At 63.2% G+C, this 13,350-nt stretch carries 9 protein-coding genes; 2 read left to right on the plus strand and 7 right to left on the minus strand.

Going from position 1 to position 13,350, the window contains the following annotated elements:
* Position 1: 1 nt before the first annotated feature.
* From NL532_RS19520 to NL532_RS19530, 3 genes are all read right to left on the minus strand, one after another.
* A complete protein-coding gene (locus NL532_RS19520) occupies positions 2–1,033 on the minus strand; it encodes an NAD(P)/FAD-dependent oxidoreductase (protein ID WP_023829679.1) in 1,032 nt (343 codons plus the stop codon).
* A 104-nt stretch (positions 1,034–1,137) separates the two neighbouring features.
* On the minus strand, positions 1,138–1,458 hold the full coding sequence (locus NL532_RS19525; protein ID WP_023707481.1) for a 2Fe-2S iron-sulfur cluster-binding protein: 321 nt from the start codon (positions 1,456–1,458) through the stop codon (positions 1,138–1,140).
* A gap of 157 nt (positions 1,459–1,615) precedes the next feature.
* The gene (locus tag NL532_RS19530) at positions 1,616–1,954 is read right to left on the minus strand and encodes an Hpt domain-containing protein (RefSeq protein ID WP_023688665.1); all 339 of its coding nucleotides are present in this window, start codon (positions 1,952–1,954) and stop codon (positions 1,616–1,618) included.
* A gap of 313 nt (positions 1,955–2,267) precedes the next feature.
* Here NL532_RS19530 and NL532_RS19535 point away from each other — a divergent pair, with 313 nt between their 5' ends.
* Both NL532_RS19535 and NL532_RS19540 read left to right on the plus strand, forming a co-directional pair.
* Positions 2,268–8,477, plus strand: a complete 6,210-nt coding sequence (locus NL532_RS19535) for an apolipoprotein A-IV repeat region-like domain-containing protein (RefSeq protein WP_286487409.1) — start codon at positions 2,268–2,270, stop codon at positions 8,475–8,477.
* Between the two features lie 6 nt (positions 8,478–8,483).
* Complete coding sequence (locus NL532_RS19540; RefSeq protein ID WP_245270392.1) at positions 8,484–9,236, plus strand: RNA ligase family protein; 753 nt, start codon at positions 8,484–8,486, stop codon at positions 9,234–9,236.
* Positions 9,237–9,270: 34 nt separating this feature from the next.
* On the opposite strand, the gene NL532_RS19545 is transcribed toward NL532_RS19540, so the two are convergent.
* Genes NL532_RS19545 through NL532_RS19560 form a run of 4 tightly spaced genes read right to left on the minus strand, consistent with a single transcriptional unit; the run spans position 9,271 to position 13,345 of the window.
* Complete coding sequence (locus NL532_RS19545; RefSeq protein WP_502881984.1) at positions 9,271–9,912, minus strand: ABC-type transport auxiliary lipoprotein family protein; 642 nt, start codon at positions 9,910–9,912, stop codon at positions 9,271–9,273.
* A 37-nt stretch (positions 9,913–9,949) separates the two neighbouring features.
* Positions 9,950–11,323, minus strand: coding sequence for an MlaD family protein (locus NL532_RS19550; protein WP_023690141.1), 1,374 nt, complete (start codon positions 11,321–11,323; stop codon positions 9,950–9,952).
* A 14-nt stretch (positions 11,324–11,337) separates the two neighbouring features.
* Positions 11,338–12,156, minus strand: a complete 819-nt coding sequence (locus NL532_RS19555) for an ABC transporter ATP-binding protein (RefSeq protein WP_023684944.1) — start codon at positions 12,154–12,156, stop codon at positions 11,338–11,340.
* 1 nt (position 12,157) lies between these two features.
* Entirely contained in the window at positions 12,158–13,345 is a 1,188-nt protein-coding gene (locus NL532_RS19560; protein ID WP_023708615.1) for an MlaE family ABC transporter permease, read from the minus strand.
* Positions 13,346–13,350 lie beyond the last annotated feature (5 nt).

The following is a 13,350-nucleotide window of genomic DNA, read 5'->3' on the forward strand; positions in this document are numbered from 1 at the left end:
CCTACTCCACGACGCCGAGCTTCTTCTGCAGGCTGGTCGACGACGTCGTGTACTGGAAGACGATGCGCTCACCGGGGCTGATGATGCGCTTGGCGGCCTGCGCCATCAGCGCCACCTCGTGAAAACCCGACAGGATCAGCTTCAGCTTGCCTGGGTACCAGTTGATGTCGCCGACGGCAAAGATGCCTGGCACCGAAGTCTGGAATTTCTCGGTATCGACCGGAATGAGGTTCTCATGAAGGTTGAGCCCCCATTCGGCGATCGGGCCGAGCTTCATGGTCAGGCCGAAGAACGGCAGCATGCGCGTGCACGGCACCTCGATGTCGCCGTCAGGCCCGCCCTTGATGGTAGCAGAGGCCAGCTCGCCGTCGGCGCCGGTCAGGCCGCTCACCTGGCCGACCCGGAACTCCAGCTGCTTCATCTCCTGCATGGCATACATCTTGTTGACGCTGTCGGGCGCCGCCCTGAATTCCGCGCGCCGGTGGACCAGTGTCACGCTTTTTGCCACCGGCTGCAGGTTCAGCGTCCAGTCGAGTGCGGAATCGCCGCCGCCGACGATGACGAGGTCGTGGCCGCGGAATTCCTCCATACGGCGCACCGAATAGAAGACGCTCCTGCCCTCATAGGCCTCGATGCCGGGAATGGGCGGCCGTTTGGGCTGGAACGAGCCGCCACCGGCGGCGATCACCACCACCTTGGCTTCGAACACCTCGTTCTCGTCGGTGGTGACCCGAAATGAGCCGTCGTCCAGGTTTTCCAGGCTGGAGACCATGCGGTTGAAGGTAAAATCCGGCTTGAACGGGTGAATCTGCTCCAGCAGTCTGTCGACCAGCCCTTGCGCCGAGATCGAGGGCCAGCCTGGAATGTCGTAGATCGGCTTTTCCGGATAGAGTTCGGCGCATTGGCCGCCGGGCCGGTCGAGGATATCGATCAGATGGCACTTCATGTCGAAGAGGCCGAGTTCGAACACGGCGAACAGGCCGACCGGCCCCGCCCCGACAATGAGTGCGTCCGTCTTGATTACATCGGTCATGCCAGGCGAGCCTCATTGTCAAACTGGGGCGAAACTGGCGCGAGACTGCATGAGCATTGGCCCGCTGCCAAGCGGCGGCGGGAAAAATCAGATGGTACGGGAGATCAACCCTGGCGAGCCGGCACGCGCACGACGAGGCCGTCAAGCGCGTCGCGCACCTTGATCTGGCAGGACAGGCGCGAGTTCGGCTGGACGTCATAGGCAAAGTCCAGCATGTCCTCTTCCATCGCCTCCGGCTCGCCGACCTCGGCCGTCCAGGCTTCGTCGACATAGACATGGCAGGTCGCGCAGGCGCAGGCGCCGCCGCATTCTGCCTCGATGCCCGGCACCGCGTTGCGGATCGCATTCTCCATGACGGTCGAGCCGTTTTCGGCCTCGACATCGAAAGGAGTGCCGTCATGGGCAATGAAGGTCAGCTTGGTCATTTGTCACCTGAAGGGAGTCCCAGCCGAGATAATCACTCCGCCGGACAAGTCAACTGCCGCGCGAAAGCGCCGCTTTGTGACGTTTTTTCGGAAAGCTGGCCAAAGCACGCCCTGGCCCCGTCGATTCATCCCCGTGGCCGCTGCCGAGCGGCAGCCATTACCGGCTGATGGCGGCGATGAAATCGCGCACTTCCTCGATCAGGGTGCCGAGGCGCTTGAGGATGCGCGCATCTTCCGGCTGCTGTTCGATCGAGGTGGCGCAGTCGGCGATGGCAAAGGCGCCGACCCCGCGCGCCGAACCTTTCAGCCCATGCGCCAGAAGCAGTCGCTCCCTGACATCGGCATCGACTATTCTGTCGCGGACGGAAAGCGCCTGCTGTACGAACAGCGCCAATACCTCCTGTTCGAGGGCGCGATCGCCCATAGTCTGACGGGCCAGATGGGCCAGATCCACTGGGCGCGAACGGGCCGGTCCCGACGCATCGCCGCCCGGCATTGAGAAGGCAATGCCGCTTTCACCGCGTACCAATTTGAAACTCCTTGTGCCGATCGCTGAAAAAACTAGGCGATTTCCGTCGCCAACGCGTTAATGAATGGGCTGGAAAATTGTTGCCGTTGAGGCGGTTAGATCACGTTGTCGTTAACCTTATATTTAAAGTTTTACGTATCTCGCGGAATGCATGTTTTCTTTACCCCTGTGTGTCATTACGATACGAAGGTCCATTTTCAGCCTCCTGCGTGGGATAAGACGAGCCAGAATCAGGCAAAAATAAGAAGTCCCTCGGCAGCTAGTACAGGGTAGCGAAGGCATGGCGAAGAAACCAACGACGACCAGAACTCTCGACAGCGACGTAGCCAGGGAACTCGAAAAGGCACTAGACCTCGATCTCAGCGGAGACGGCAGCGGCGATCTCGATATCGCGGCGTCGATGGAAGATCTGGAAGCGCAGATATCGCAGGCTGCGGACGAACTGGCGCGCGAAGGCCGCCCCCAGAAGCCCGCCCCCGCTCAAAACGCGCCCGTCCAACAAAACCAGAGTGCGAAGCCGGCAGCCAAGCCCGCCGAGCTGCGCCCGGTCGAATCGCGCAACAGCGCTCAGCCAGCCGGCTTCAAGCCGGCAAACGATGACCGCCAGAAAGATTACAAGACGCTGCTGCACAGCCTCAACCGGCGCGCGTCGAGCACGATCTATTGGGTCGTGGCGTTCGTGTCGCTGGCCTGGATCGCCGGCGCCGGCGGACTCGCCAATCTGCTGTTTGGCCCCAGCATCTGGAAAATTCATACGTTCGATCAAATCCTGGCCCGCCCTGAACTGATCGGCCTGGCGATCGCGGCAATCATACCGGTCGTCCTGTTTTGGGCCTTCGCGGCGATGATCCGCCGCGCGCAGGAAATGCGCATTGCCGCGCAGTCGATGACGGAGGTGGCTTTCCGCTTGGCGGAGCCGGAAAACCTCGCCCAAGACCGCGTGATGATGATCGGCCAGGCCGTTCGCCGTGAAGTGGCGGCGATGGGCGAAGGCATTGAGCGCACGCTGGCGCGCGCCGTCGAGCTCGAAACGCTGGTCCACAGCGAGGTCAACCAGATCGAACGCTCCTATTCGGAGAATGAATCGCGCATCCGGTCGCTGGTCGACGGGCTGGGCAGCGAGCGCGAAGCCGTCGTCACTCATGCCGAGCGCGTGCGCGCCTCGATCACCGGCGCGCATGAAACGCTGAAGGACGAGATCGGCGCCGCCTCCGACATTATTCGCGACTCTATCCTCAACGCGTCGACCAAGCTGTCGATGACGATCACGAATTCCGGCGACACGCTGATCGACCGCATCAATGAAAGCTCGATGTCGATCTTCGATTCCGTCGAAACCCGGCTGGATTCAATCACCGACAGGCTGTCGACATCGGGCGAAGCCTTTGCTTCGCTGCTCGACACCCGCATCGCCAAGCTGACGGACACCACAGACGGCCTGACCCGGTCGCTGACCGACCTGCTCGACGACCGCACCACCGGTATGGTGTCGCTGCTCGGCGGCGCCGCCCGCACCCTGAGCTCGGAATTCGAGTCCAGCCTGAACGGCATCGAGCGGACGCTGGCCGAGCGCGGCCAGGCGCTGATCAGCGAATTCCAGACCCGCGCCGAAGCACTCGATACCGGCACGCAGAAGCTCAACGCCGCGCTCGAGGCGCGCGCCCGCCAGATCAACGAAACGCTGGTCGAGCGCGCCCGCGAGATCGCCCACACCTTTGCCGAGAGCAAGGATCATTTGACTGCGATGATCGATCAGGGCAAGACCCAGATCGGCGCCGACATGGCCGACATCGTCTCGTCGACCTCGTCGATGCTCGAAGCCCGCGCCAGCGATTTCGCCGGCCGCATGGAAGCCGCCCGCCATGTCGTGTCGCGCTCCTTCGACACCGACATCCAGCGTCTTGCCGATGCCCGTGTCGGCATCGAGGACGCCGTCGAAAACCACAGCCGCAAGCTGTCCGAAAGCCGCGAACGCATGGCGGCTGCCATGCAGGCGGACCTGGCGAAGTTCGCCGAGGGCCGCGCCGGCATCGATGCGGCCGTAACCAACCAGGTGCAGAAGCTGGCCGAAGGCCGCAACCTGATCTCGCGCGCCCTGGAAGAGGATCTGCGCAAGGTCAACGAGTCGCGCGCCGCCATCGACGCGTCGCTGGGCAGCCATCTCGAGCGGCTTGAAGAAGGCCGCAACCGGCTCAACCAGGCTTTGCATGAAGACTCCGGAAAACTTGTGCAAGCCCGTACGATCATTGACGAAATGGTCGCCGGACATGTCGGTAAACTGGCCGAAGGCCGCAACATTCTGTCGCGCGCCCTGGAAGCCGATCTCGGCAAGCTCGCCGACAGCCGCGCCTCCATTGACGGGCTGGTCGCCGGCCAGGTTGAAAAGATCGCCGAAGGCCGCGCCATCCTGACCAAGGCGCTCGAAAATGACATTATCGGCATCAAGGGCGTGATCGAGAACCACTCGGCGAAACTGGCCGAGGACCGCACCGAACTCAGCAAGGCGCTGGAGAACGACCTGTCCGGCATCAGGGGCCTGCTCTCCGACCATTCGAGCCGGCTTGCCGACGATCGTGGCCTGTTGTCACAGACGCTCGAGGCCGACCTCGCCAAGCTCGCCGAGAGCCGGTCGAGCATCGACGGGCTGGTCGCCGGCCAGGTCGAGAAGCTGGCCGAGGGCCGCGATATCCTCAAGCGCGCGCTCGAAGCCGACCTCAACACCATCAAGGGCGCCATCGCGGGTCATTCCGACAAGGTGGCGGAAGAGCGCGGTCAGCTTTCCAAGGCACTGGAGGCCGATCTGCAGAATGTGAACAGCCTGATCGCCGACCACTCGAACCGGCTTGTTCAGGATCGTTCGACGCTATCCCAGGCGCTTAAGGATGACCTTCAGAATGTGAACAGCCTGATCACCGACCACTCGAGCCGGCTTGTCCAGGATCGTTCGACGCTATCCCAGGCGCTTCAGGACGATTTGCACAATGTCAGCGGCATCATGGCCGATCATCAAAACAGGCTCGTCCAGGACCGTTCGGCGCTCTCAAAGGCACTGGAAGACGACATCGCCAAGCTGGCGGAGAGCCGCTCCAACATCGATGGGCTGGTCGCCGGACAGGTCGAGAAGCTCGCCGAGGGCCGAGACATCCTCACACGGGCGCTCGAAGCCGATCTCAATGCGATCAGGAGCGCCATTGCCGACCAGTCGCAGAAGCTGAGCGAAAACCGTGGCGAGTTCGCACGGGTGTTGGAAGCGGATTTGGAAAATGTCAACAGCCTGATCGAGGGTCACAGCGACAAGCTCGTCCGGGATCGCGCGACGCTGTCGAAGGCTCTCGAGGACGACCTCGCCAAGCTGGCCGAGAGCCGGTCGAGCATCGACGGACTGGTCGCGGGCCAGGTCGAGAAGCTGGCCGAGGGCCGAGACATCTTGAAGCGTGCGCTGGAAGCCGACCTGCAGAAGCTGTCGGCAAGCCGCGGTGAGGTCGACGACATCATCGCCGGCCATGTCGGCAAGTTGGCCGAAGGCCGCAACATGTTGACCCAGGCGCTGGAAGACGATCTGGCAAAGCTCGCCGACATACGTAAGGATGTCGACCGCTCGCTGTCGGGCCATATCGACCAGATTGCCGGCAGAAGCACCGATATCTCGGCGGCAATCGCTGCCGATGTCGAGAAGATCGAGCAGGCCTTCAGCAAGCAGACCGGCATCATCGAAGAGCGCGCCGGAACCATGGAGCGCGCGTTGTCGGTGGGTGTCGACAATGTCCGCAGCGTGCTTGAAAAGAGCGCCGTCTTCGTTGCCGGCGCGCTCCGCGAGAAGGTGATGGAAGTCACCAGCGCGCTGCACGAACAGGCCGGTGCTGCCTTCAGCGACGCAGACCGCAAGATCGCCGAGCGTGCCGAGCAGACCTCGGCCGCCCTTTTGGCCCGGGCCGAGGACATCGCCCGCACCTTCGAGGACGCGGATCGCCGTCTGCACGCCCGTGCCGAGGACACATCGAGCGCCCTGCTTGCTCGCGCCGAGGATACGACGAATGCCTTGCTTGCTCGCGCCGAAGACACAACGAGCGTGCTGCTTGCCCGGCACGACGAGACGTCGAACTCGCTGCTCGCCCGCGCCGAAGAAACGGCCGGACGGCTGGCTGCCCGCGCCGGCGAGATCGCCGGCACGTTCGACGCCGCCGACCAGAAGCTGGTCGCGCGCGCGGTCGAGACGGCGCAGTCGCTGGCCGACCGCGCCGGCGACATCCTGCGCAACTTCGAGGGCGCCGACCAGCGGCTGAGCATGCGCATCGGCGAATCCGCCGAAGCGCTCGCGGCTCGCGCCTCCGACCTTGGCCGCATCTTCGACGCCGCCGACCAGCAGCTGATCTCGCGCATCGCCGAGGGTTCGGACGCGCTGTCAGCCCGCGCCACCGAGATCAGCCGCATCTTCGACGAGGCCGATCACCGCCTGGTGTCGCGCATCGCCGACTCCACTTCGACGATCGGCGAGCATGCCGACAACATCGTTGGCGCCTTCGCCAGCACCGAGCAGCGTGTTGCCGAACGTGCACGCCAGACCGGCCAGGAACTTGCCGTCCACGCCCGCGAGATGGAGCAGGCTCTTGCCGGGGCCGACGAGCGGCTGGCCGCGAGCGTTACGTCCGCAGCTTCGCGCGTCGAGGAACAGGTCGCCAGCGTCGAGAACCGCCTTCTTTATACGACGGAGACGATGGGCCAGAAGCTCAACGAGCAGGTTTCCAGCGCAGAAGCTCAGCTGATTTCGCGCGCCAACACGATTGCGGAGACTTTTACCGCGGTCGGCCAGCACATCGGCCAGAGCACCAACGACGCTGCCAAGACCATCGGCACCAATACCCGCGAGCTCAATACGATGCTGGCGGCGCGTTCGGCCGAGATGGCGAAGATCCTGGACGAAACCGCGCGGCCGCTGGTCGAGCGCTTCGCCCAGGGCGGCTCGGAACTGCAAAAGAGCATGGAAGAGGTCACCGAACGCGCGACCGAGAAGCTGCGCAGCGAAAATGCCGCCCTCGTCAACGCGCTCGCCAGCCGCACCGCCGAAACGCTGTCGGCCGTCGAAGGCGCGCGCTCGTCGCTCGCCGATAGCGTCGCCGACCTCATCGGCCGCATGAGCGTCTCCAGCTCGCAGCTTGGTGAGCTGATCGAACAGGCGGCGATCAACCTCGGCCAGGTTGACGAACGTCTGAGCGGCAGCACGCAAAGCTTCGCGGCAACCACCGAAAAGGCCGCGCAGACCTTCGCCAGCTCGGCACGCCTGGTCGATTCGAACACGACGCGGCTTACCGAACTGTCGTCGTCGACCCTGCGCGAAGTGGCCTCGATCGCCACCAAGTTCGACGAGCACAGCCGCTTGCTGTCCTCGGCTTCGGATCTGTTGAGCTCGGCGCAGAGCAATCTGGAGCACACGCTTGAGCGGCAATCGTCGCTCGAAGATCTCGCCGTCGGCCTGGTCAAGAAGTCGGAAGACCTCGAGAAGGTGATGCGTTCGTTCGAAAACCTTGTCGGCCAGACGATGCAGAATGCCGAAGGCAAGACGCTGGCATCAGCCGACAAGATCCGCATCGCCATAACGGAAGTGGTCGATTCGGCAACCAGCCGGTTCGCCGATGCGACCGAGGAGATGCGGCGCACCGCAAGCTCGATCAAGAGCGAGCTCGACCTCACCCGCGCCGAGCTCAAGAAGGGCGTCATCGAGATGCCGGAAGAGGCCAAGGAATCGACCTCGGCGATCCGCCGTGCCGTTGCCGAGCAGATCAACGCGCTCAAGGAACTTTCGGACATCGTTGCGAAATCGGGACGCGGCGGCGACAATGCCGAACCGCGCGCCCTGCGCCCGGCGCCGCAGGCGCCAGTGCAGCGCCCGGCCGAGCCGGTACGCCGCCCGCCGCCGGCGCCACAGCCGGAGCGCCCTGCTCCGCAGGCGCCGCTCGGCGGCCTGCGTGGCACGCTCGATATCGAACGCCCTGCCGAAGCACCGCGCCAGCGCGACGCCAACGCCCGCACGCCGCAAGGCGGGTGGGTGCGCGATCTCCTGACCGGGGCATCGCGCGAGGAGGAAGTCGCCAGGCCGGCAGCGCCCGCGGAAGCACCGCGCGCAACTCCCGCCCAGCGCTCGCCGCTGCATGTCATGGAGTCGCTCAACTCGCTCTCGGTCGATATCGCCCGGGCGATCGACCACGACGCCTCTATCGAGCTGTGGAACCGCTACCGGCGCGGCGAGCGTGACGTGTTCACGCGCCGCCTCTACACGCTCAAGGGCCAGCAAACCTTCGATGAAATCCGCCGCAAATATCAGGCAGAGGCGGAGTTCCGCGCCGCTGTCGACCGCTACTGCGACGATTTCGAGAAGCTGCTCAAGGACGTCTCGCGCAACGACCGCGACAACATCATGGCGCAGACCTACCTGACGTCGGACACCGGCAAGGTCTACACCATGCTGGCCCATGCGAGCGGCCGTTTGCACTAGCTACGATTGCTGCATCAAAATGAAAAAGGCGGGAAATTTCCCGCCTTTTTCGTTTGTCATGGATCGAACAATGACGAGCGCAAAGAACTCAGGCTGCCCTTGCTGGCGCGATGGGCTGCAAGCTATGCCTCCAGCATGAGGAAATACGGTCGCACCTTTCATCTGCCGATATCGGTCGGAGCCACCAGCGACGACAAGGTCATGGCGTCGCTTGAAGGACTAAGGGTGGCTGATCTTGTGGTCACCGAGAAGATGGATGGAGAGAACACAACCCTTCATCGCGATGGCTCTCACGCGCGCAGTCCCGATAGCCGTTATCATCCACCCCGAGACTGGCTGAAGGCATTTGCAGCAAATGTTTCACCGCAACTTGCTGACGATGAACGGATTGTCGGCGAGAACCTCTATGCCCGACATTCGGTTGCGTATGATGCGCTGCCGTCATTTTTTCTTGGCTTTGCATGGATCATCGGGGCCGAAATTCAATCGTGGGATTTGACCCTGGCCCGGTTTGAGGAACTGGGCATCACTCCTGTTCCCACGCTCTATCGTGGGCCTTTCAGCCCCAACCTCTTCGATAATCTGGCTGCGTCCCTGGATAAGGCCAAGCAAGAAGGCTTTGTGGCTAGGGTTGCCGAAGCATTTGCTGAGGCAGACATGCCCATTCGCATGGGCAAATATGTACGGGCAGGACATGTCCAGAGTGAAACCCACTGGATGAAGGCAGAACTGATCACCAACCGTCTGCCAGGCGGCTAAGGTTCCTGGGTCTCAAGCGCCTCGCCGGGTTCGCTCAGATCACCGAATCCGTCCAGCCCACAATATCCTTCGCCGCCTCGCCGAAGGCGCTGTCGAGCGCGCTGACATAGGCCGGATTGCCGCTGCCCGAGACGGGAGCGGATGCGGTGAAGCTCTTCGAGGCGCGCACCTCGCCGTTGCGGTCGTTCAGGATGCGCACGAAGAGATTGACCTCGGCATGCTCGCCACCATTGACGCGGACTTCGAAGGAGCGGATCTCGACGATCACCTGGTAGTCGATCGCCAGCCCCTCGCCCGGCTTGCCGACGCCGGCAAAGCTTCCGGAGCGCTGGAAGGTTTCGGCGAGCCTCGCCTGCACGATCAGCGGCAGCCGGTCGGCCCATTGCGCGCCCTTGAGATACTGGATCGAGCGATCTGACGGCTTGATGACGATGTTCTGGCTGTCCAGCGCCTTGAGCGCGGATGGCTGGGCGATCAGGATCTGGCGGCGGCTGTGGCCATGGGCGTCGATCGACGGGGCGGACAGCTCGAACGTATCGAGCGGCGCCGGCTTGCCTCCCAATGCCGCGCAACCAGCCAGCGTCAGGCCAAGCAAAACGGCCGCCGATCTATACCCACCCAACCCGAACGTCACGCGTGATCCCCACTGTCCCCGGATCGTATGATGAATCCGCATCCGCGGTCCATGTAATTGCTGCGGGCGGGCACGGAAGTCAACGCCGTGCCCTGCCATCGAACTGCCGGACCTCGCCGTCGCCGCCCGACAGGATGCGCTGCGGGTTGCGGCTGAGATCGGTCACCGCCTCTTCGATGCGACTGATCGAACGCCGGCTGTCCTGGACCAGCGCCTCGACATTCGACAGGCCCTGGCCCGAGAAGCGCGCGATGTTGTCGGTGATCGTGCCAAGCCGGGCGTTCAGCGTGTCGGCGACCTGCTTGAACGACTTCAGCGTGTCCCTGGCATCGGCCATGACGCCGTCGGCCTGGCCCGAACCGAGCAGCGTATCGACCCTTTTCAGGATGCCGTCGACGCGCACCGAGGCATCGTTGAGGCGCGACGCAAGCTGTTTGGCGTCCTTGATCGTCTCGTCGATGTCGTCGGCCCGGTCGGCGAACTTGTCGGTCACCTTGGCGATGTCGGCGGCGGCCTTGTTGGCATTTTCGCTGGCCTTCTGAATGTTGGCGAGCGCCACGCGCACCTGCGCCGGATCGATGCCGTCGAGCACATTGTCGACCTTTGCCAGCGTGCCTTGCGTGCGCGTGGCGAAATCGTTGACCGAGCCGACCGCGGTATCGACGTTCTTGATCACTCCGTCGAGCTGTCCGCTGGTCTCCTTCAGATTGGCGGTGACGGCGTCCACATTGGCGACGATGCTCTTGATCTTGTCCTTGTCGACGGCATTGAGCAGGCCTTCGGCAGCCTTCAGCGTGCCGTCGAGCTTGCCGGAAACACCCTTCAGCTCATCCGACAGCGCGCTGACGGCGGTCAGGAACTTGTCGATGCCGTCGGCATTCCTGGCCAGCGCATCGGAAAATGTCTGGGCGTTCTTGACGGTCTGGGTCAGCGGCCCGCGCACATCCCTGGTGAAACCTTCTAGGTCGGAAAGCACCTTGTCGGCGCGGGTGAAGATGTTCTGCGCCGTCTGCAGCAGGTTGGTGACCGCTGACGGATTGGCGATGATCTCGGCCGTCCTGCCTTCCTTTGCCGCCTCTTCCAGCAGGTTCGGTTCCTTGGGATCGGCGCCCTTCAATTCGATGTTGACCTGGCCGGCAAGGCTGGCGATGCCGATATCGGCCTGCGTCGATTTGGTGAGCGGCGTTGTCTGGTCGATCTCGGTCGTAGCAATGGCGGCATTGGGGTCATTGCGGTCGAAATAGACGCGCTTGACCACCCCGACCTTGACGCCGTTGAACAGCACCAGACTGCCGGGGCCGAGGCCGGAGGCCGAACCCTGAATGCGCACGCGCAGCTCCGCCGTCTCGCCGCGATCACCGATCTGGGCGGTCCAATAGACGAACCCGAACGCCGCCAGGATCGCAGCCAGGGTGAAAATGCCGACAATTACGTAGTTGGCTCTGGTTTCCATTGCCCCACTTATGTCTATGCGCGCGCGGCAAGATCAAGTTGCCGAGCGCGTTTTCCGCGGAAATAGGATTTGACCCACGGTTCTTCGCTTTTCAGCATGTCGTCGATCGTGCCTTCGACCAGGATTTTCTTGTTGCCGAGCACCGCCACGCGGTCGCAAGCGGTAAACAGCGTGTCGAGATCGTGCGTCACCATATAGACCGTCAGATCCATCGTATCGCGCAACTTCACCACCAATTCGTCGAATTCGGACGCGCTGATCGGGTCGAGGCCGGACGTCGGCTCGTCGAGGAAGACGATGTCGGGGTCGAGCGCCAGCGCCCGCGCCAGGGCGGCGCGCTTGATCATGCCGCCCGAAAGCTCCGAGGGAAATTTTTGCGCGGCGTCCGGCGGCAGGCCGACCAGTTCGATCTTGAGCAAGGCCAGCTCGTCCATCAGTTTCTTCGGCAGATCGAGATATTCGCGCATCGGCACCTGCACGTTTTCCTGCACGGTCAACGCCGAAAACAGGGCGCCGTGCTGGAAAAGCACGCCAAGGCGCATGTCGATGCGCAACCGCTCGATGTCGCTGGCCTTTTCGAGGTCGAGACCAAACAGCTTGATCGTGCCGGACTGCTTGTGCAGCAGGCCGAGAATCGTGCGCAGCAGCACCGATTTGCCGGCGCCCGAGGCGCCGACGAAACCGAGGATTTCGCCGCGCTTGATGTCGAGCGCCAGTTTGTCGAGGATCAGCTTGTCGTCCAGGGCAACGGTGATATCGCGCACCGACAGCACGATATCGTCTTCTTCCATTCCCTGCACAGCCTTGGTCGCCTTTGAGTTTCTGCGCATCATGTCAGAACTCGATCGATGCGTAGAAGATGGCAAAAAGGCCATCGAGGATGATGACGACGAAGATCGATTTCACAACCGAGGCGGTGACGTGCAGACCCAGCGATTCGGCGCTGCCGCCGACCTTCATGCCTTCTACGGAAGCAATGGTGCCGATGATCATGGCCATGAACGGCGCCTTGATCAGCCCGGCGAAGATGGTGCTGATATCGATTGCCCCGCGCAGCCGGTCGATGAAGGCCGTCGGCGCAATACCGGAATAAAGCCAGGCGGCTAGGATGCCGCCGCCAAGAGCGGCAAAATTGGCGACGATGGTGAGACAGGGCAGCGCGATCACCAGCGCCACCAGGCGCGGAAACACCAGCACGCCGATCGGGTTGAGGCCGATGACCTTCAGCGCGTCGACCTCCTCGCGCATCTTCATCGAGCCGATCTCGGCGGTGATGGCGCTGCCGGAGCGGCCGGCGATCATGATGGCGGTCATCAGCACGCCGAGTTCGCGCAGGATCAGCACGCCGACCAGATCGACAACGAAAATGTTGGCGCCGAAATAATTGAGCTGGTAGGCGCCCTGCTGGGCGACGATGGCGCCGACGATCGCCGACATCAGCACCACCACGGGGATGGCGCCGACCCCCATGCGATCGATCTGGTTGAAGATCGCCGCCGGATTGATGGCATGGCCGCGCCCGAGCTTCATCTGGGCGCCGCCGATGGTGGCGCCAAGGATGTTCATCGAGGCGAGGAAATCGTCGCGCATCTCATAGATGCGGCGGCCGACCGCCTCCAGCCCGCGGAGGATGATGTTGGGGCGCCGGACGCCGCGCGATTCGGGCTCGCGCCGGACAGCTTCGCCAACGGCGCCGAGCAGGATCGAGGCGACATCGCTTTGCCCCTGCATCTTGATCTCGACACCCTTCTTTTCGAAGACACTGACCAGGCGATCGATCAGCCAGGCGCCGGCGGTGTCCATCTTCTCGATGTGGGAAAGATCCAAAGCGAGCGTCTGGAAGCCTTTGCGCTGCTCGATCTTGCGCATCTCGGCGTCGATCAGCGCCACTGTCGTCGTCGTCCAGATGCCGGAGAAAGCGCAGCCGAGGACGCCGCCCTCCTCGCCGACCGCAACGCGGGGCTGGTGGTCGGCCTCCTTGGCGGCGTTGCCGCTTGCGTCGCGTTTGCCGATGGTCAACATGGCGT

Source organism: Mesorhizobium sp. C120A (assembly GCF_030323105.1).
Classification (GTDB): Bacteria; Pseudomonadota; Alphaproteobacteria; order Rhizobiales; family Rhizobiaceae; genus Mesorhizobium.